14 protein-coding genes and 1 pseudogene are annotated in these 19235 nt (G+C 55.3%); 3 read left to right on the forward strand and 12 right to left on the reverse strand.

The features are described 5' to 3' along the window. Positions 1-64: 64 nt before the first annotated feature. From IPM58_11530 to IPM58_11550, 5 genes are all read right to left on the reverse strand, one after another. Positions 65-712 carry a response regulator gene (locus tag IPM58_11530; protein ID MBK9307690.1) on the reverse strand — a complete coding sequence of 216 codons (648 nt, stop codon included), beginning with the start codon at positions 710-712 and terminating at the stop codon, positions 65-67. 300 nt (positions 713-1012) lie between these two features. Continuing rightward, complete coding sequence (locus tag IPM58_11535) at positions 1013-1696, reverse strand: response regulator transcription factor (protein ID MBK9307691.1); 684 nt, start codon at positions 1694-1696, stop codon at positions 1013-1015. Beyond that, complete coding sequence (locus tag IPM58_11540) at positions 1689-5150, reverse strand: PAS domain S-box protein (protein ID MBK9307692.1); 3462 nt, start codon at positions 5148-5150, stop codon at positions 1689-1691. The genes IPM58_11535 and IPM58_11540 overlap by 8 nt, the downstream gene beginning before the upstream one ends. A gap of 193 nt (positions 5151-5343) precedes the next feature. Next, positions 5344-6027, reverse strand: a complete 684-nt coding sequence (locus IPM58_11545) for a response regulator transcription factor (protein MBK9307693.1) — start codon at positions 6025-6027, stop codon at positions 5344-5346. Beyond that, positions 6024-6842 carry a sensor histidine kinase gene (locus IPM58_11550; protein ID MBK9307694.1) on the reverse strand — a complete coding sequence of 273 codons (819 nt, stop codon included), beginning with the start codon at positions 6840-6842 and terminating at the stop codon, positions 6024-6026. Before IPM58_11550 ends, IPM58_11545 begins: the two co-directional genes overlap by 4 nt. A gap of 359 nt (positions 6843-7201) precedes the next feature. On the opposite strand from IPM58_11550, the gene IPM58_11555 reads away from it, so the two are divergent. Continuing rightward, positions 7202-7918: a GNAT family N-acetyltransferase gene (locus IPM58_11555; protein MBK9307695.1), complete on the forward strand. Its 717-nt coding sequence runs from the start codon at positions 7202-7204 to the stop codon at positions 7916-7918. A 57-nt stretch (positions 7919-7975) separates the two neighbouring features. Here the strand turns inward: IPM58_11555 and IPM58_11560 are convergent, their stop codons facing one another. After that, positions 7976-8788, reverse strand: coding sequence for a LuxR family transcriptional regulator (locus IPM58_11560; protein MBK9307696.1), 813 nt, complete (start codon positions 8786-8788; stop codon positions 7976-7978). 174 nt (positions 8789-8962) lie between these two features. Here IPM58_11560 and IPM58_11565 point away from each other — a divergent pair, with 174 nt between their 5' ends. Next, positions 8963-10357 (forward strand): outer membrane protein transport protein, encoded by a 1395-nt coding sequence (locus IPM58_11565; GenBank protein MBK9307697.1) that lies wholly within the window; start codon positions 8963-8965, stop codon positions 10355-10357. 20 nt (positions 10358-10377) lie between these two features. On the opposite strand, the gene uvrC is transcribed toward IPM58_11565, so the two are convergent. The 3 genes and pseudogenes from uvrC to IPM58_11580 all read right to left on the reverse strand — a co-directional run bounded on the left by uvrC (position 10378) and on the right by IPM58_11580 (position 13884). Continuing rightward, positions 10378-12204, reverse strand: a complete 1827-nt coding sequence (gene uvrC, locus IPM58_11570; GenBank protein ID MBK9307698.1) for an excinuclease ABC subunit UvrC — start codon at positions 12202-12204, stop codon at positions 10378-10380. A gap of 270 nt (positions 12205-12474) precedes the next feature. Then, a pseudogene (locus tag IPM58_11575) lies at positions 12475-13346 on the reverse strand (diaminopimelate epimerase). A gap of 139 nt (positions 13347-13485) precedes the next feature. Further along, positions 13486-13884, reverse strand: a complete 399-nt coding sequence (locus tag IPM58_11580; GenBank protein MBK9307699.1) for a VOC family protein — start codon at positions 13882-13884, stop codon at positions 13486-13488. Positions 13885-14007: 123 nt separating this feature from the next. Here IPM58_11580 and IPM58_11585 point away from each other — a divergent pair, with 123 nt between their 5' ends. Continuing rightward, positions 14008-15159 (forward strand): site-2 protease family protein, encoded by a 1152-nt coding sequence (locus IPM58_11585; GenBank protein MBK9307700.1) that lies wholly within the window; start codon positions 14008-14010, stop codon positions 15157-15159. A 75-nt stretch (positions 15160-15234) separates the two neighbouring features. On the opposite strand, the gene IPM58_11590 is transcribed toward IPM58_11585, so the two are convergent. From IPM58_11590 to IPM58_11600, 3 genes are read right to left on the reverse strand one after another with little or no spacing between them, the layout of a single operon-like run. Next, positions 15235-16083: a YihY/virulence factor BrkB family protein gene (locus IPM58_11590; protein MBK9307701.1), complete on the reverse strand. Its 849-nt coding sequence runs from the start codon at positions 16081-16083 to the stop codon at positions 15235-15237. A 39-nt stretch (positions 16084-16122) separates the two neighbouring features. Further along, positions 16123-17589 (reverse strand): NADH-quinone oxidoreductase subunit N, encoded by a 1467-nt coding sequence (locus IPM58_11595; protein MBK9307702.1) that lies wholly within the window; start codon positions 17587-17589, stop codon positions 16123-16125. Next, the gene (locus IPM58_11600; GenBank protein ID MBK9307703.1) at positions 17586-19193 is read right to left on the reverse strand and encodes an NADH-quinone oxidoreductase subunit M; all 1608 of its coding nucleotides are present in this window, start codon (positions 19191-19193) and stop codon (positions 17586-17588) included. The genes IPM58_11595 and IPM58_11600 overlap by 4 nt, the downstream gene beginning before the upstream one ends. Positions 19194-19235: the final 42 nt, after the last annotated feature.

Here is a 19235-nt window from a genome sequence, read left to right on the forward strand (position 1 = left end):
CTGTCAATTCCAGTTACCAATGATAAGGAGGTCTGCAGCAGTATGGCGATTGTGTTTGATGCCGCTAGGGCAGAGCGTCAGTCGACAAACGGGCCAGAGTCTTCGTTAACAACGAGGCGCGGTTACAGGAATCCTTGATCTGTTCTGCGCAACGCCGGGGTGCTTCTTCAGCCGGTAAACGGGCAAGTAGGAGGTCTGTAAATCCATTGATAGACATCAGCGCGTTATTCAGGTCGTGCGCCAGCTTGGATACTGTGGCAGGCGAGATTGCGGTAGGGGAAGAGGCGTGCAAGACTCCGGTGGATATCATTGGTGCCCTGGCTCTGATGAAGGCAGATCGGACTGCCAGGGTCAGTTCCTGTGTTGACGGCAGAACACGGTGAAGCAGTGCGTGCGAGCCGGCCTGAACCGCCTCCAACAGAAACGCCTCGTTTCCTGATGGAGCGAATGCGATCACAGCGCTCTGTGGGGCAGCTGCCCGTAGCAGACGAACCGCATCCCCGCAGGTGCCGTCAGGCAACTCGACGTCCACGAGCAGCAATGATATCTCACGGTTCCCCAGGACCTTTATTGCTTCCTGAAGCGAATAGGCGATCTCCACATCAGGATTGAGAGAAAACAATTTTGCAAGCAGGTCTCTGAATTGCGGAGCGAGAGTTGCCTTCGGTTCGATCAGTAGGACGGAGGTCGTGTCCGATACGGGCATTGGCATGAGAAAATCCGACTCCGCTACACGTGGCTACCAGGCATCAATCCGGACAATATTTGTACAGGTCACCGCGGATCTTGAGGATAGACCCACCTCCTTCTTATCGGCACGATCGACCCCATGCTTAACGTAGTCGACGACGTGCGGAGCATCATGGCAGAGCGAGGGGTCGGTCAGGAGTGTGCCGGCTGGTATCGGTGGATCTCGGCTGTCTGATTCTCCAGGTGCTGGGTGTGCCTTGCGGGTTGGGCTCCTTTCAGTGGCCACAGAGGCTGGGGTATGACAGGCCAGGGTGTATCTCGATCAGTTGGAATCTGCACTCAATCGCCTACCTGACCCTTTGAAGCTTCCAGCGTAAAACGCTGCGATCTGCGAGCGGCGCCCAATATTCAGTTTCGTGTAGATGTTCGCGAGGTAGTTCTTGATGGTTTTTTCACTGAGGTGCAAATCGTGAGCGATCTCTTTGTTCGTGAGACCTTGTGCGACCAGCGGCAACAGCCGTTGCTCTTGGGGCGAGAGGAGCGAGCGCTTCGAATGGCCAGGTTCACGATACATGTTCTTCAGCCACCCCAGCGTCTGACCGGTCAACCGAGGATCGATGTGTACCTGTCCGGCCGCCACTGAACGAATGGCGCGAATAAGAGCATGAGAGGCGATGTCTTTCAGAATGTACCCGTGCGCTCCGGCAAGAATCGCTTCCAAGACGGTATGCTCGTCGGCGAAGCTCGTCAGGAAAAGCACGCGAGTCTGGGGACAGGTGGCAAGAATTTCTCGAGCAGCCTCCACGCCGCTGCCATCGGGCAATCGAATGTCGAGGAGCACCAGATCGGGCTGTAATCGGCAACAAAGTTTTGTGGCATCCTTCATCAGGCCTCCCTGAGCAAGGACCTTCATCCCAGGGGTCAGATTGAGGACCGCGCAGAGCCCGATGCGCACCACTTCGTGATCATCCACAATGATCAACCGGATCACCGACCCTTTACTCATACACGATGTCCTTTTTCAATGGTACGTCAACCGTAATGATGGTCCCTTGTTTCGGAGCGCTTTGCAGGGTAAAGGTACCGGATATGTGTCGCGCCCGCGCCGCCATGTTACTGAGCCCATGGCCCATGCGTCGCTTGCGGGTTTTCAGAAACCCGACGCCATTGTCTCCGATGACCAACCGGATGGAGTTGTCGATCAAGCTCAGCTGTACCCAGCGATGGGAGGCATGAGCGTGGCGGATGCTATTACTCAAGGCCTCCCGCGCGATATTGAGGAGTTGTTCCGCCAGCTGGGGAGTCACGAACGAAAGAACAGGACTCTTGATCTCAAGCTGGGGTGTGGCCTGGTCGGTTCCGGTCATTGACGCGATGAGTTGATTGAGCGCATGCCCAAAATCCAGTTCCGTGGGGGGGTGTCTTGTCAAGAGTGCGATAAATCGGCGAACGTCTACCATGAGATTGTTGAGTTGGCTGATGGCGTGACTCATATGGGCCTTCGAACGGCGGGCCGATTGCTTCATGGCCAGTTTCCCCGCCTCCAGTTGCATACCGATGGCATACAAGGCTTGCAGGAGGTTATCGTGCAGATCTCGACTCAGTTGCTCGCGTTCCTCCATGGCCAGCTTGCGCTCAGTAATGTCTTGGACTGCGGTCAGAAGCAACGGCCCCATGTGCCCGGATAGTTCGATCCGTGTCGCTTTCACCGACACCCAAATGATTTCTCCAGACTTTCTGATATAGCGATGTTCAGAGCTGTACTGTGACCGAACTCCCCGAAAAAACTCGTCTGTGAGCACGATATTGGCAGAAAGATCTTCAGGGTGCGTATAGAGCGCATAGGTGCTCCCGAGGATCTCTTCTTTCTCATAGCCCGTCAACTCGCACAAGGTCCTGTTGGCACTGATGGCACGCCAGTTCTCATCGAGAATACAGAGCCCGACGGGAGCTTCGGCCACGAATTGCTGGAGCCGTAGCTCGCTTGTGCGTAAGGCATCTTCAGCGCGTTTACGTTCCGTGACGTCCTGAAACGTCCACACGCGGCCGACGATTTCCCCACCAAGAATCTGAGGTCGCGAGTGCCGCTCGAACAGCCGGCCGTCTTTAAAACGCAATACGTCAAAGCTTGATTCTTCGGGATGGGCGTACAGTGCACGCACTTTCCCCAAAAACGAAAGGGGGTCTTCCAATTGATCTGCGACGGCGATGAGCAACGCGTCGTCGTCCTGACAATCGGCTAAATCAGGAGGAATGTTCCAAAGGGACAGAAAGCGCTGGTTGGTACTCGTGACCTTTCCGTGACGGTCGACGATGAGAAGACCATCCGCAACTGAGTTCATCGCAGCCTGAAGGAGCGAGTAGGAGTGCTTCTGATTGTCGATATTCTGAATGACGGCAATCAGATAGTCCTGATCCACGGAGCCGGAATGGACCAACGACACGGTTAAGGTGACCCAGACCCAGGTGCCATCGACCCGGCGATAGCGCTTTTCCATTGAGAAAGAGTGCCGTTTTCCGGCGAGCAATTCTGCAAGATGTGCAAGGTTCGCCTGGATGTCGTCCGGGTGGGTGTAGTCTCGAAAGTTCCGTCCGATGATCGCTTCCGGTGGATGTCCGATGATTTGGCATAGATGCGGATTTACTCGGAGGAATCGACCATCGAGAGTGAGTTGCGCAATCCCGACTCCTGCATGTTCATACAGCGTCCTCCATCGGGCCTCATTTTCACGAAGTTGGGACTCAATAAGCCGGGTGTCGGTCATATCACGGACAATGCAGCCGACGGTGGGGCTCCCTCGATAACCTCCTGGAATGCGTGTCAAAATTCCAGAAAAGTGGCGTCTGTCCTGACCGAGCCACACGCTATATTCGACGGTTGCAGGTTGTCCGGTGGTAATGACGCGTCGGATTGCTTCCACATAGTGGGTTCCGGTTTCAGGTCCGAAGATGTCAGTGATGAGCTTGCCGATGAGCTGAGCTTTGGGGACGAGCAGTTTGTCCTCGTTCCCTGTCCAGACGTGGAGGTATCGCCCGTCCTGATCGAATTCGAAGGCCAGGTCATCCAGCGCGTCTAGGAATGACCGGAGTCGGTCTTCACTTCTCAGCCTGGCTTCTTCAGCTCGTTTCAGGTCGGATCGATCGACGTAGAGACCGACGGCAAGCGAAACCTGCTCGAACTCGTCGGAGACAAAGACAGGCCAGAGGAGGAGATCGAGCATCTGACCGTCTTTACGCTGACGGCGCAATTCAATCGGGCCCGTTAGTTCTCCACGGATTCCTCTTTCCCACAAGGCATCAGACGTGGCCTCTTCCCCGGCGTGCACGTAGGGAATTTCACGGCCGAGCACCTCTTCCTCAGTCCAGCCAAACAGCCGGGTTGCCGCCTGATTCCAACTGATGACCCGACCGGCTCGGTCGAGGCAGACGAGTGGAAGGGCCGACTCGTTCACGAGCGTCCGGAGCAGTCGGGAAGTTTCCGCCAGCTGCTTTTCGGCCCGCTTCCTTTCCGTGATATCTTCACAGGCGACGAGGACAAGAGTCGTTCCCATGTGATCATGAATGGCTCGGGCTCGCTCCTTCACCCATAGTCGGGTGCCATCTTTCCGAATCTTTTGAGCTTCCCATTCCCACAAGGTATAGGGACTCGTCACGCACGCCGTGAGTCGTTCGAAGGTGGTCTGGTGTTCACTGGAATCAAACACCTCCGCAATCGATCGGCCGACAAGGTCTCTGGGGTCGTATCCCAATTGTTCGGCGCCAAAACGGTTGACCGATAAGACGGTGCCGTCCGAAGCAAGTGTGAAATACATGAAGGGGTTATGCTCGTAAAGGGACTGATACCGCTGCTCGCTGGCCCGGAGGGCTGACTCGGCTTTTTCCCTCCGCTCGACCTCCCGCTTGAGCTCTTGCACGGCACGCTCGAGTCCGGCCGTCCGCTCTTGCACACGCGCTTCCAGAGATTCCTGAAAGGCTTGCTGGGCCAGTTCTGATTGTTTGCGCGTGGTGATGTCTTCTACGGTGCCAACCATGCCTGAGGCCGCACCATTTTCTCCGGAAAGGGCACGACCACGGCATGCGACCCATCGAGTTTCTGCATTCGGCAGGATGATACGATGCTCGACGAGGTAAAAGGTGCGCTCCGCGACGGCGGTGCCAATGGCATCACTGAGTCGTTGTCGGTCGTCGGGATGGACGAGCGCAAAGAATCCCTCATAAGTTCCATCAAAGGAGCCTGGACGCAGTCCGAAGATCTGTTCGGTTTCCGGAGACCAGCTGACCCGATTGGTCTCGGATTCCCACGCCCACGTTCCCACTTGGGCTGCCCCCAGCGCCGATGCGTGGGCAGGTCGATGGTCCTGTTCGGGGTGAGCCAGGGCCTGTTGTAACTCAACAACTCGCCGCCGTAGTTGGATTAATTCGGCGGAGACAGGGTCGCTCATCCCTACCGGAGAATTCATACGTGTGGATTCCATGTGCGAGGTCGACCAAGAGTCTGAGATGCGTGTATCCGCCTGTCCTGACAGGCTGCCATTGAGAACAATGGCTAGCCTGATAGCATAGATTCTCGTACCGATACAATACAACAGGCGTGGCTGAAAACGTGGCGAGGAGAACGAGCGAGTAACGAAGGCCTACAGGATGGTAGGTGCCCTAAAGTCTTGGACTGTGTGCAGGGGAGGATGGCACATGACCCTCTTTCATGAACCAGGCAACGGCCTCGGTCCGGCGTTTCACGTGGAGCTTGTCAAAGATATTCGCCAGGTAGTTTTTTACTGTCTTATCACTCAAGCGGAGATGGACGGCAATCTCCTTGTTTGTTTTCCCTTCAGCCAGCAAAGGTAGAATGAGACGTTCCTGAGGGGACAGGCGGGTGACAGTCTGGGAATTGATGCCCAGGTGTGAGCTGGTCCGAATCCAATGAAGGGCCCGCTGGGTCACTCGCGGATCCAGATAGCCATGACCGGAGGCGACCGTGCGAATTGCGCGAACCAGGTCGTCCATGCGGACATCCTTGAGGACGTATCCATGGGCTCCATTTTGAACGGACGCCATCACCGTCGCATCTTCAGCGTAACTGGTAAGGACCAGAATGCGAAGCTTTGGCGCAACGGCCAGAAGCCGTCGACAGGCGTCGGTCACCGTGGCGTCGGGGAGTTTGACATCAAGCAAGACCATATGTGGAGTGAGTCGCTCGACGGCGGAGACGCCCTCTGCGACCGTTCCTGCCTCGCCGACGATCGTCATATCCGGTTCGAGGTGAAGCAGAGCGCGAAGCCCTCGACGGACCATCTCGTGATCATCGATAAGAACGATGCTGGTTTGTGGCTGTTTCATACAGGCGCCAATAGAGGTTCCAACGAAAACTCCGCGGTCACGTGTGTCCCGCCGCCGGTCTTGGACTCAACCCGTAACGTTCCCCCGAGCTTTTTGGCACGGGCCTCCATGTTGGCCAGTCCGTATCCACCAGACTGTCCGACAACCGTGGAGAATCCGATTCCGTCGTCCTGTACCGTGACGCGAATTCGTGTGTCTATCATGCGAATGGCGACTGTCGCTCGAGATGCATGGGCATGGCGGGCACAATTGCTGAGCGCTTCTCGTACGATATTGAGGATCTCTCGTTCTTCCTCATGCGTGAGCACCTCAAGAGCACCCCGCTGAAGATCCAATCGTACGCGCAGTTGGCCTGTCTGCTCATAGGTCGTGCGCAGCGTATTCAGCTCAGAAGCGAGATCAAATTCCTGGACGGCCCCGGACTCCAATTCGCGGATCATGCTCCGGACCTCATGGATCAGCTGGTTGATCTGCGTGATCGTTCTTGCATCAGATGATTTTGCTTCCTGATTATTATCATGCCTTAGTTTTCGACTCATTTCAATACCCAACCCGATGGCATACAGCGACTGCAGTACGCAGTCATGCAGATCACGACCGATGCGGGTGCGATCCTCCAGGAGCATGTGTAGGCGCCGTTCGGTCGCCTTATAGGCCGTGGTCAATTCACCAGCGCAGGGTTCCAGTTGAGCCCAACCATAGGATTGCTTTACCGGTCGGGCCGACTGTGAGAGTGAGAGCTTTGATGGAGTCCGGAGCCCTCCGTCCAACACTTCGAATCTCTTCTTTCCCACGGTGACGCGAGTTTCTTCCATCCGCCTTCCTCCTATCTGAATCTCCACGAAACGCCCTTCCAGCACCTAGACCAGCACCTTTTACTGCAACAAGACCGGGAAAGCACCTGGCGGACCCGCCAGGTGACGTTTGTTATCTAAGGTGGAACCATCCGCCTCCCTAATTCGGCATTCGGCCCAGCCATTCGGCCCTAGTGCGGTACCTATTTCTTCAGTTTGCAGGGAGGTGGTCATGCCAACCTCAGTCGGTTCATGGAAGTGAGCCAGGGGAAAGGCAATGGAGTCTATCAAAGGACTTCTGATTGCCCTCCATTTGGCGCTCAGTCCAATCAATTGGCCCTAGTGCAGTCATTATTTTCTTACCTTGAAAGGAGACAGCTATGTCCACTTCACTGGTTTCTCAGGAAAGAGGAGTTTCGTTCTGTGAAGGGGAGTTCTTCGTGAAGACCCTTGAGACCCGAGAGGAGTTGACTCAGGCGTATCGATTACGGCATCGAGTGTTTGCGGAGAAACTGCGGTGGGTGCCAGCGACAGAGGACGGTCAAGAGATGGATATGTATGATCTGTGGGGAGTCACCATCGGAGTTCTCTCGCATGATGGCACGTTGCTTGGCATGGCACGTCTCCTCCCCTCTTCAGGCAAGTTCATGTTGGAAAATGAATTTGGGGCACTACTTCCCGGAGATTACCCCATTAGAAAAGAACGGGACACGGCCGAAATTACTCGGCTTACTGTTAATCCTGACATCCAAGACGCAAAGCTTTCCACCCAAGTCATGCTAGCGACGTTGAAGGGGATCTATCAATGGGCGGTGGAGAACGAGGTTCGGTACTATTACCTTGAGGTCGAACACCGGTTCTTGCGAGCGCTGCGTATGTTGGGCTTCCCTTGTGAACCGATCGGTCCTGTTGTGAAGCTTCCCCCGGCCGGGGCAAGTGCGGTGGCGGCGCTCTATGACATGGCTCGCTTCGACGATGAGAACATGGAAAAGCGGCCAAGCTTCCTGGAATGGATCTCAACGATCAGAACCACAACCGGCCAGACCATAACGGGGCGGACATCGAGTGCTTCGCCAGAGGTAGTGGGGGTGGGATAGAGTTCTGTACAACCAGGGCAGTTCTATTTTTGGTACAGGAGCCACATTCCCATGTGGCTAAACGACGTTCGGTAAGCCATGTTCGATGGCGGTGGCTACCGCCTGGGACCGTGATGTGACATCAAGCTTAGAAAAGATGCTCTCGACGTGGAATCGGATCGTACGTTCAGTCACACCCATTATCTGGGCAATTTCCCAATTCGTTTTGCCATTCTTGACCCAGTTGAGAATCGTCAACTCCCTCAGTGTTAATCGCTTTACACAGCGATCCATTGATTGGGCCTTAGCAGGGGCCGTGCGCAATAGCGCCAGGTGAACATAGTATCCGAAATACTCAATGAGTGGCACATATCGTGTGGCATCAACGCTCTCGGCGGAAGCAAAGGAACAGAAGGTCGCGATTCCACATGCAGGATCGGCGGATCCGGTTGTAATTCCATCTCCCAGCCCGAATTCCTTTGCAGCGGCCATGAATTCTTGCTGCTTCGGAGAGCGTGCCTCTTGGTACGTCGTTCCCCAATGTTGGGTGCCTGGCTTTTGTAGAGCGGTCTGGAAGACTGGATCGACTTCAAAATAACCGTTTTGCCAGTAGAGTCGAATCCATTCCTCAGGGTAGCTTACATTGATGACGTTGGTAAACCCGTCGAAACTTCCGGTAGGTGTGAGGCGGGCGAGGCCGCTAATCACTCGCGTAAAAGGAAACAAATTTTGAAACTGGATCAGTGCCTCTTTGACATCTGCCGTTGAGTCCGCTTCAATCGTGTAATGCAGGGCTTCGACAAAAGCCGTGCATTCATTTTTTGAAAGTGCTTCGAAAAGTTGGCTGGGGAAAGGGCGTTTACTTTTGCCGGTCTGTGATACCTGTGCCATGGAGAGCCTCCAGTATGAGGAGAGTCAAAATCGGGAGGACATTATAGAAAAGTGAAACAAGTTTTAATAGGGCTAATTTAGTAGATCCATATGGACCTATACGTATAGCGATAAAGTAGAGTATTGACCTAGCGAAGCCAGGGACAGCCAACGCAACAAGAAGCTAGTGTAGCCATGCGCCAGCATTCTCCATCAGGTTGCTTACCCCATTATCGGGTCGTCGCTGAGGTGATTGTCGTCGTGGCGGTGTTGTTTCTGTCCCCCATACTCGCAACTGCCCAAGCATTGAGATTTCAACCTCAGGGGGCTGTCGCTGCAGCTCAAGGCAACGCGTTTGCCGCCCAGGTGGATGATGCCTCAGCTATTCAATATAATCCTGCTGGCCTTACACGAGTTTCTGGTATCCAAGGGGTATTCGGAATTGCGTTACTCGGCGGTTCCATCAAGGCCAAAAGCATTTCGGGAGTTGACACTCGAGGAGATTTCGGTGGAAGCGTGAGTTTCCCTCCGCCTGGACATACATATCTTAGTGCCAATCTAGGAGCACTAGGGGCCCCTCGGTTTTCCTCGCTTACTATTGGATTAGGGTTGACCTCGCCGTTTGGCTTAAGAACTCGCTACCCAATCGATAGCCCATTTCGGTCAGCCGTCACATCGGCAGAGTTGCCGCTGATCGCTATCAAACCTACGATTGCCTACAAGATAAGCGAGAAACTGTCGGTAGGCGTGAGCGCGGATATCTATACCTTCGCAAGTTTTCTTGGTGAAGGACATGGGGAGCAGTCACAGATTGGGACGGGTGCCCTTGGAATTCCAGCCGGAGCGTCGGTCGAACTGAGCGGCAAGGGGACCGGTGTGGGTGTAACCGCCAGCCTACTCTATACTCCTATGAGAACGAAAGCCGGTAAACCAATGCTGTCACTCGGCTTGGTCTATCGTTCGCAGGCGATCGTGCCCTTGAATGGCGCGCTCCTGGTCCAGGGAGCTAAGTTCGCCGATGGGTCTGTCGACCTTGTGCTCCCGCAAATATTTACCGGTGCGGTGGCCGTTTGGCCGGTGCGTACCAGTGAGAGAGAATGGAAGGTTGAGCTTGATGTTGAGTACGTGGGATGGAGTTTGCATAGAAATTTTGATGTCCACCTTGCCAATGGGGCGACAATTCTTCAGCCACGAGAGTGGAAGAATGTTCCGGTGATTGCGGTTGGAACCGAGTATAAATGGCTTCATCCTCCCTGGCTCCCAAACTGGGAGATTGCCGCTCGATCAGGCTACACCTTCACGGAAGATCCGGTTCCCGATCGGACTTTTCAGCCTGGCATCATTTCTTTGCCTGCACATACCCTGTCCCTTGGCGTAGGATTTCTCTGTACAGGGGCCGGACGATTTCTTGGACTGATCCCATGCAGTGGAAAGTCGGCGTTGTGGCCGAAAGGCATCGGGCTCGATCTTGCCTATCAGGAGTGGTTTTATGAATCGCGTACGGTGGTCGGGAACCTCAACCCAACGGTAAACGGCACCTATCACGCGTTTGTGCATCTAGGGACATTCAGCCTGCGCTATCTGTTCTGAGGTTACCAGGAGGACTTGAGTTATTGGGCGAGGGCTTTGCGGAGATTCGAGACAGTCTCTGGACTGAGTCCGGCGCTCTGTAAGGCCTCATCGCTTGCCGCTTCTAATTTATCCAAGCTCCCAAACCGACTCAACAGCTGTTTACGTCGAATCTGCCCGATTCCAATGACCTCATCGAGTTTGGAGTTGACCAATGCTTTTCCTCGGAGTTTTCGGTGGAACGTGATGGCAAAACGATGGGCTTCGTCGCGAATATGTTGGAGAAGATGCGTGGTCGGCGACGTAGCGGTCAGAGCGATCGGGTTCTTTCTGCCGGCGAGAAACACGCGTTCCTCCTTCTCGCCACGGGCCTTGGCCAACCCAAGAATCGGGAGGTGTTGGTGTCCAACTTCCTTTAGCCCCTCAATGGCTGCCGCTAATTGCCCGAGTCCTCCGTCGATTAGGATTACGTCTGGGTGAGCTAAGTCGTCCGTGGTTCGATCCGGTTCTTCGCCGGATTTGCCGTAGCGACGTATCACGACCTCCTTCATGCTGGCAAAGTCGTTCGCCCCCTGCACGGTTTGGATTTTGAATCGCCGGTAGTCTGCCTTTTTCATATCCCCGTCTTCCCACACGACCATTGATGCCACGGATTGGTTCCCCATCGTGTTGGAGATATCAAACCCTTCAATCCGACGAGGCGAACGCTCAAGGCGGAGCATTCGTTTCAGCTCCTCACAGGCCTGCCGGTCGAGCTCCTCCTCACGAAGATGTTCGGCAACGGCTGATGTGGCGTTCTCTTCCGCCAAGAGGACCAGCTGATGCTTGACGCCACGTTCGGGAGCCAGAATGCGGACAGGTTCTCCACGTTTTTCGGACAGCCACTGTTCGATCACGCTTACGTCATCGAGGGCGGTCGGGACCAAGACTTCCCGTGGCGGTTGCCCGTCTTTATTGTAAAATTGCTCGATCGCGGAACGGACCAGCTCGTTGTCCGACGCATCCGCCGATAGAGGCCAGAAGAAATCTTTCCGTCCGATCAGCAATCCGCCGCGCACGAACAGAATCTGGAGATCCACGGCAGCTCCCCGACGCGCAATCCCGAGCACGTCCTGATCGGTAGCGGAGGTCTGGGTAATGCGCTGTTTTTCCAACATCCGTTCGATCTTGAACAGCCGGTCTCTCACTCGAGCCGCTTCCTCGAACTCTTCCCGCTCGGCAGCTGATTCCATTTTGACGCGGAGCTCGTCGAGCAGCTCATGGTCCCGCCCCTCCAGAAAGTGGCGGACTTGCTTGACGATGTGATGGTACTCCTCCTTCGACTGATTACCCGTGCAGGGGGCCATGCAACGTTTGATTTCAAATTCGAGACAAGCACGTTCGGCCTTCCCGTCGATGTCGATCGTGCAGGTCGCCAAGGGGAAGGCGTGCTTAATCACCTTCAAAGTTTCGCGCAGGGCGTTGGCCGGTGTGTAGGGGCCGTAGTACAACGCGCCATCTTTTTGCACACGACGGACGATCGACAGCCGTGGGAAATCGTCCCTAATCGGCAGCCGGACATAGGGGTATTGCTTGTCGTCCCGCAAGACGATGTTGAAGCGGGGCTTGTGTCGCTTCACCAGGTTGCTTTCGAGAATCAGGGCTTCGAGCTCAGATCGGGTCACCATGGTTTCCAGATCGGTGATCTGACTGACGAGGAGGCTGGTCTTCGGGCTGTGGTCTGTACCCTTCTGGAAATAGGAGCGCACGCGGTCGGCTAAGACCGCGGCCTTTCCGATGTAGATGATGTCGCCTTGCCCGTTTTTGAAGAGGTAAATGCCGGGGCTGCTGGGCAAATGGGAGAGTTTTGACTGGAGGGTTTCAGTCATTGGTCAACGGTCATGAGTCAATGGTCATCAGGACACGCCACTATTCTATCAATGATGGAAGGGTGAGGCTATGCGCCGTCAACAAGACGGCCGCTCGGCGAATCTGCGAAGCGAGCTTGCAGCACTCAAGATTCGGGAATCGATTGGTGATGAGTCGAGAGGCATTTGCGCATGTGCCTACCATTTTCCAAACATCTAAATCCTGAAAAGATATAACATTCTTTGGCCTTGCCATGACTGATTCTGTTGACTCATTGACCACGGACTTGGTCAGCGTAGTGTGCGCACGAACGATGGACTCAACGTCCCTCGCGCAACCTCGGCAACCGGCCCTTTCATCGTCAGGCTAAAGTCTTGCCCCCCACACGGATGTTCAGGACGCCCCCCGGCATTGTCACGGTGACGGGAGCCTTCACCAGTCCTAACCGCACAGCGGCGCTGGCCGCTGCACAGGAGGACGAGCCGGAGGCCTGTGTCTCTCCAGCGCCCCGCTCCCAAATCTGGATAAAGATCTCTTTTGGGCCGGTCGGGACAGCCAACTGAACATTGGTTCGTCTCGGGAACAGCGTATGATTTTCCAAGGCAGGGCCAAGTTGTAACAGGTCTTCCCTCGACCAGGATTCGCCCGCCGGTCGAAAGACCACGCAATGCGGGTTCCCCACACTGACGCCGGTGAAAACCAACGAACGCCCCGCAGCTTCGATAGGTTGCTGAATCAACTCTGGTACGTTCAACGAACAGGGTAACGCATTCGGCGTGAACGTGGCGTTCCCCATCTCAACCGTCGCGGCGCTGGCGTCTCCATACCGGTCTATATGCAGCTCGATGGTGACCAATCCACCTTTGGTCTCAACCGTGAAGCGCTTTTTCTTGGTCTTGCCTGTCGCGTGGAGATAGCGAGCAAAAATACGAAGCCCATTTCCAGATTTTTCTGCTTCACTGCCGTCAGGGTTGAAAATGCGCAACCCGAAATCGGCCTTCTTTGAGGGGACCAAGGCCAGAATGCCGTCGCTTCCCAGCCCCCAATTGCGATCACAGATCGCCTTGATGACGTTCGGTGTGAGCTTCACGCTCAGTGTTTTGGGATCCATCACGATGTAATCGTTGCCCAGGCCATGCCCGCGGAAAAAACCGTTCTTCATTCAAGGGCTCCTTTGGTATCTCGTCGTTCGTTCTTTCGATCCTGAGTTCCAGGTTTCATGTTCCAAGTTTCCGGACAACCTGAAACATGACATTTCAAGTCGTTGGCCGATACGCTTCGCGAGGCCCGCTTCACGAGTTTCAAACCAGGGCCGTGCCCGGTGGCCGCTCGATCAGCTCAATTTCGTAGCCGTCCGGCGCATCGATGAAGATGAATCGGCTTCCGGAGGACGTCTTCGTCGGTCCATCGGTAATCGTGACCCCTTGGGCATTGAGCGACGCCATCGTCTCCTCGAGGCTTTCCACTTGGAATGCGAGGTGGACCAGATCTTCCTGGACCTTCACCGGTCCACTTGGGGGAAAACTAGTTAATTCAATGAGTTCGTCGCTGTTAGGAACCTTCAGGAACGCCAACTGGGACCCCCGAGGAGAGGTCTTTCGCTCGATCACCTCAAGACCCAGCACGGTCGTATAGAACTGAATAGTCTCATCCAGGTCGCTGACCCGCATCCTGGTATGGAGAAGCTTGTTGATGTTCATAGGCTCTCTTATACGTGAAACACATGTCAGATCGCCAGGCCACGCTCGGTAGATATGAATGAGTATAGGTGATCGAGGAGGTCAAATTGACCCTATGAGTCTTCGGCTGTTACGGTGCTGTCCATGCGACTGCCGTCTTGGGAAATCGGGCGTGCATTGGGAATTCCCATTCGTGTCCATGCATCCTGGTTTCTCATCTTCTTATTGGTGACGTGGAGTCTCTCCACTGAGTATCTGCCGGATAGCCTGCCTGGTCTCTCACCCGAGCGGTATTGGACGATGGGGGCGGTCGCGGCGGTTCTTCTGTTTTTCTCTGTCCTGCTCCATGAACTCGGACATTCCTATGTGGCACTGTACTATCGCATCCCAATCGAGCAGATCACTCTCTTCATTTTTGGGGGTGTGGCCCACATGCGCAGGGAAGCTCCGTCACCAAAGGCGGAATGTCTCATTGCCCTCGCTGGGCCAGCCGTAAGTTTGGCGATTGGTGGGACCTGTTTTCTGTTCGTGATTCTGGCGGAATCGCTCCAACAGCAACAGGGGCTCCAGGGGGTGACCATGCTCTGTGCCTTGTTGGGTATCGTGAATGTGCAACTCGGGTTGTTCAATTTGATCCCGGGTTTTCCTCTTGATGGTGGGAGAGTGCTGCGTGCCGGACTCTGGGCTTGGAAAAAGGACTTTTATCGTGCGACGAAACAAGCTGCGGTTGTCGGTCTTACATTTGGGGTGATCTTGGGTTTTGTCGGCCTTGTGATCGCCTACAGGGCTGCCAGCGGCGACCTGCCTGCCTCCATGATGTCGAACGGAGGATGGATCGTGTTCATCGGGATGTTTCTGTTTGCCGCAGCACAGGCAAGTCGTCGTCAGGCTGTGGTACGCGAGACTTTGGCGACGATCCCCATCCGGGATTTGATGGTGACTACGGTAGTCTCTATTCCTGCCCAGTGCATGCTTGATGAAGCGGTGAATCGGTATTTTCAGGCCTATGGATACGGAGGGTTTCCGGTCTTGGCAGATGGTCGGTTGGTCGGGATAGTGACGGTCTCAGAGGTGCAGGGTGTAGGGTCGGCACTTTGGGCCTGGCGCCGAGTTGACCAGGTGATGCGCCCCGTTTCAGAGTCGTTGGTGATCGCCCCGGAAGTACCCGTGATTCATGCGATGGAACAAATGGCTCGTGGAGGATGGGATCGCTTGGTTGTTATACAAGACAGAGAGGTGGTTGGTCTCGTGACCCAATCGGCCATCGTACATTGTTTGCGGTTGCGGAGAGGGTAGGGCGGCGGACGGGGGAATCTTCAGTAAGAAGGCGGCCAGGCACCGTTGCCTCGGTCTTCTGTCCAATCGTTGAATTCAGCTCCGATCCGCAGGCGATGATCGTGGAATTCTGGCAAGCTGTTGAAGCTTGTGTGCAATCACCCCACCGAACAACAACAGTCCCGCTGAATAGTAGACCCACAGCAGTAAGAGCACAATTTCCAGTAGTGATCCATAGAGTCGTGCGTAGACGGTGGCGTAACCGCCATAGCTGAGGAAGATGACTTTCGTGGAAACCCAGAGCAAGCCGAACGTCAGTGCTCCCGCCATGGCGTCTCGCCATCGTGGTCGGCGTCGAGGCACGAGGCGATACAAGAGACTCACGGCCAGGAACGCGAGCGCAAAGGGCAGGGTATACGTCAGATGGAACTCGTGGGCAGCCAAGGCGACAAGGTCAAGACCCCAGAGGCGAGGCGCATAGGCAGTCAAAAACGTGATGGTTTCTGTCGCCACGTACGAAACAAAGAGAAGAAGTCCCATAGAACCCAACAACGCGATGGAAATCGCCGTGGAAATCAGTGGGTGCCGTTTTTGGGTGCTCTCGAAGACGACGTTAAGCGCATAGTCGAGTTCGTAGAAGACGAGCCCGCCAAACCAGAAGAACGATAAGAACACGAGCCATCGTAGGCTGTCCAACGAACTGATCCGATGGAGCTCATCAGCCAGTCGTTCGCCTAGTGAAGGGAGAAATCCTTTGAGAAAGCTCAGCATGAACTGTTCACCGATGACCTCTTGGCTGACAAGAAAACTGATTCCGTAGAGCAGGAGGAATACGAGGGGAAAGAGCGAGAGCAACGAGAAAAAAGCCAGGGCGGCCGCCAAGCTAGGGCAGCCCTGGCGCAAGAACGCGTTCAATGCATCTAGGAGAAAGCGGAGGGCGTTCATGGTGCGCCGCACAAGAATCGGTTAACGGTCCGCGAGGACTTATTTGAGTGTCGACACAGCCTGCGTCGCAAAACTCACGAGTGGGTTGGGGTAAACCCCGAAAATGACGACCCCGGCGACGGCGCAGGCCAAGACGATGGAGAGAGTCGGAGACATCACCAAGCGCGGAGCGTTGTCCGACTGATCGATCGGCTCCCGCATATACATCACCATAACGACTCTCAGATAGTAATAGGCCGAAATGGCGGCGAAGATCAGGGCAAGAGCTGCCAGCCATGTCAGGCCTGCTTCCACTGCCGACAGGAAGAGATACAATTTCCCAACGAAACCGGCAGTCGGAGGAATACCAGCCAATGAGACCATGAAGATGAGCATCAAGAGTGCGGCTACGGGGTGACGTTGTGAGAGCCCCGTAAAGTCTTCGATCTCTTCTCCTTCGACACCGCCTTTACGAAGCATCGCCACGATTGCGAACGCCCCGAAGGTCATGAAAGTGTATAGCGCGAGATACAGGAGCACGCTGGCGATGCCGGAGGACTGTTCGATCCGTCCGGCCGCCACCACGCCGATCAGCGCGTAGCCCGCATGGGCGATGCTTGAATAGGCCAGCATGCGCTTGATGTTGGTTTGGACCAGAGCGACGATGTTCCCGATCAGGAGTGTTGCGATGCAGAGCACGAGAAAAGTCGCCGACCAGTTTGCCTTGAGCCCTCCCAAGCCTTCGACAAACACCCGCAGGAACGCGCCGAAGCTGGCGGCCTTCGCAGCCACCGCCATGAACGCGGTCACAGAGGTCGGGGCGCCTTGATAGACGTCGGGGGTCCACATATGAAACGGCACGACGGCGAGCTTAAAGCCGAATCCAACCGCGAGTAGGATTGTCGCAAACAGGAGTAACGGCTCGCTCAGTCCTTGGCCGGCGATGGCGACGGCAATTTGGGGAAGTCTGGTACTGCCGGTTGCTCCATAGAGGAGTGAGATACCGTAGAGAAGAATACCTGATGAAAATGCGCCTAACACGAAATATTTTACGGAGGCTTCGAGAGAACGTGGTTCGGCGCGCTTAAGTCCGGTGATGGTGTACAGTGAAAGAGACATCAACTCAGTGCCAAGATAAATCGTCAGGAGATCTGAGGCCGATACCATGACCATCATTCCGGTGAGCGCGAGCAGAATGAACCCATAGTATTCGCCGTAATAGAGGCGCTCTTCCTTGAGGTACGAATAGGAAAGGAGGATGGTGAGGCCGGTCACGAAGTACAGAAGTACCTTCCAGAAAGCTCCGTAGTTATCGATGACGACAAGACCGCTGAAAATCAAGGTCGGCTCACCGATCTGAGAGGCCGTGAGTCCCATACAAATGGCAAGCGTTCCCAGACTTAACCACACCAGGCCGTCCTTAGCGGGCCGCTGCAGCACCGGATCCAGTACAAGCACGATGCAGGCCGTCGTGATGACGAGCAGTTCCGGTAGGATCAGAAAGAGGTCTCCGACTGCGAATGTCATGGTCGCTGTTCCTTCGTCGGGACAGTGGCGAAGTGTGGAGGAGCGGGCATCTCTCGATCAATAGCTCGCTCAAGATTTGCGGACAGTGCAGGTCGCACAGACAAGGAATTCTGGCGATGGCGCAAGGCTGTCTCCTCCTGGGAAGCCGGTGTCACGCGTGCGATCACTTTCTCCACGCTGGTATGCATGCGGGTCAGCATCGGATTCGGAAACAACCCGATCCAGAAAATCAGGACCACGAGCGGCACCAGCATCGCCATCTCGCGAGGGTTGCAATCGCGCAGCCTTGGAAGCAGGTGCGCAGCCGGCACGCCGAAGGCGACCCGTTGAATCATCCAGAGGAGATAGGCGGCAGCGAGGATAATCCCCAGAGCCGCCAACGCGGCGGCAATCTTGCTCCAGAGGAACGTGCCGACAAGGACCAGAAATTCGCCCACGAAACTGTTCGTGCCGGGAAGACCCAGCGAGGAGAGTGCAAAAATAACCAGGAACGTGGCATAACGAGGCATCGGCTTCGTGAGCCCGATATTGTCGGCAATCTGACGGCTATGGGTCCGCTCGTAGATCATGCCCACACAGAGAAAGAGCCCACCGGTGGTGATGCCGTGGTTCACCATCTGCATGACGGCACCCTCAATCCCCTGAATGTTGAACATAAAGAGGCCTAGGGTTACGAATCCCATGTGGCTGACGCTTGAATAGGCAATGAGTTTTTTGAGGTCATCCTGAGCCAGAGCCATATAGGCACCGTAGATGATCGCCACGATCGACAGTATGACCATCAACGGAGTGAGAAGCCGTGACGCATCCGGCAACATGGGGAGGCTGAAGCGTAGAAACCCATAGGCCCCCATCTTGAGCAGAACGCTCGCGAGAATCACGCTGCCGGCCGTGGGGGCTTCCACGTGCGCGTCCGGGAGCCAGGTATGGAAGGGGAACATGGGAATTTTGACGGCGAACGCGATGAAGAAGGAAACAAAAAGCCAGATCTGGAGTCCCAGTCCGTAGGTCTGTTGGCTCAGCGCCAGAACGTCGAACGTATGGCCGCCCTGGAAATATAAGACCATGATCGCGACCAGCAAGAGGACGCTGCCGGCGAAGGTATACAAGAAGAATTTGATAGCCGCATAGAGACGGTTCGGTCCCCCCCAGATGCCGATCAACAGATACATCGGGATCAGCATCGCCTCCCAAAATACGTAGAACAGGACGAAATCCAACGCACAGAAGACGCCGATCATGGCGCATTCCATGATCAACAGCATGGCCATAAAACTTCGAACTCTCGCCTTTATGGCGTGCCAGGAGATCAGAACGCAGAGCGGCATCAGGATGGTTGTCATAATAATCAGAGGCAGGCTGATTCCGTCCAGACCAAGCTTGTAACTGATGGAGAGCGCGGGGATCCATCGGGCCGATTCAACAAATTGCATCTGATCGGAGGATGCATCGAAGAGCCACCAGAGCGGCAGCGAGATCAGGAGGTCGGTCACGGTAATGCCGAGCGCAACAAGCCGTACGGAGCTGTCTTTGACGGCAAAGATGAGGGCGGCCCCAATCAGCGGCAGGAAAATCAAGATCGTAAGCCAGGGAAATCCACTCATCGGGCTTCTCGTTCGGCGAATGTGGAGGAGGGTGTCTCGTGT

The sequence above is a fragment of the Nitrospira sp. genome (genome assembly GCA_016715825.1).
Classification (GTDB): Bacteria; Nitrospirota; Nitrospiria; order Nitrospirales; family Nitrospiraceae; genus Nitrospira_D.

Bases quoted from the DNA above. Each gene is read 5' to 3' on its own strand.
- IPM58_11530 (MBK9307690.1), bottom strand. From the start codon at position 712: ATGCCAATGCCCGTATCGGACACGACCTCCGTCCTACTGATCGAACCG.
- IPM58_11535 (MBK9307691.1), bottom strand. From the start codon at position 1,696: ATGAGTAAAGGGTCGGTGATCCGGTTGATCATTGTGGATGATCACGAA.
- IPM58_11540 (MBK9307692.1), bottom strand. From the start codon at position 5,150: ATGAATTCTCCGGTAGGGATGAGCGACCCTGTCTCCGCCGAATTAATC.
- IPM58_11545 (MBK9307693.1), bottom strand. From the start codon at position 6,027: ATGAAACAGCCACAAACCAGCATCGTTCTTATCGATGATCACGAGATG.
- IPM58_11550 (MBK9307694.1), bottom strand. From the start codon at position 6,842: ATGGAAGAAACTCGCGTCACCGTGGGAAAGAAGAGATTCGAAGTGTTG.
- IPM58_11555 (MBK9307695.1), top strand. From the start codon at position 7,202: ATGTCCACTTCACTGGTTTCTCAGGAAAGAGGAGTTTCGTTCTGTGAA.
- IPM58_11560 (MBK9307696.1), bottom strand. From the start codon at position 8,788: ATGGCACAGGTATCACAGACCGGCAAAAGTAAACGCCCTTTCCCCAGC.
- IPM58_11565 (MBK9307697.1), top strand. From the start codon at position 8,963: ATGCGCCAGCATTCTCCATCAGGTTGCTTACCCCATTATCGGGTCGTC.
- uvrC (MBK9307698.1), bottom strand. From the start codon at position 12,204: ATGACTGAAACCCTCCAGTCAAAACTCTCCCATTTGCCCAGCAGCCCC.
- IPM58_11580 (MBK9307699.1), bottom strand. From the start codon at position 13,884: ATGAACATCAACAAGCTTCTCCATACCAGGATGCGGGTCAGCGACCTG.
- IPM58_11585 (MBK9307700.1), top strand. From the start codon at position 14,008: ATGCGACTGCCGTCTTGGGAAATCGGGCGTGCATTGGGAATTCCCATT.
- IPM58_11590 (MBK9307701.1), bottom strand. From the start codon at position 16,083: ATGAACGCCCTCCGCTTTCTCCTAGATGCATTGAACGCGTTCTTGCGC.
- IPM58_11595 (MBK9307702.1), bottom strand. From the start codon at position 17,589: ATGACATTCGCAGTCGGAGACCTCTTTCTGATCCTACCGGAACTGCTC.
- IPM58_11600 (MBK9307703.1), bottom strand. From the start codon at position 19,193: ATGAGTGGATTTCCCTGGCTTACGATCTTGATTTTCCTGCCGCTGATT.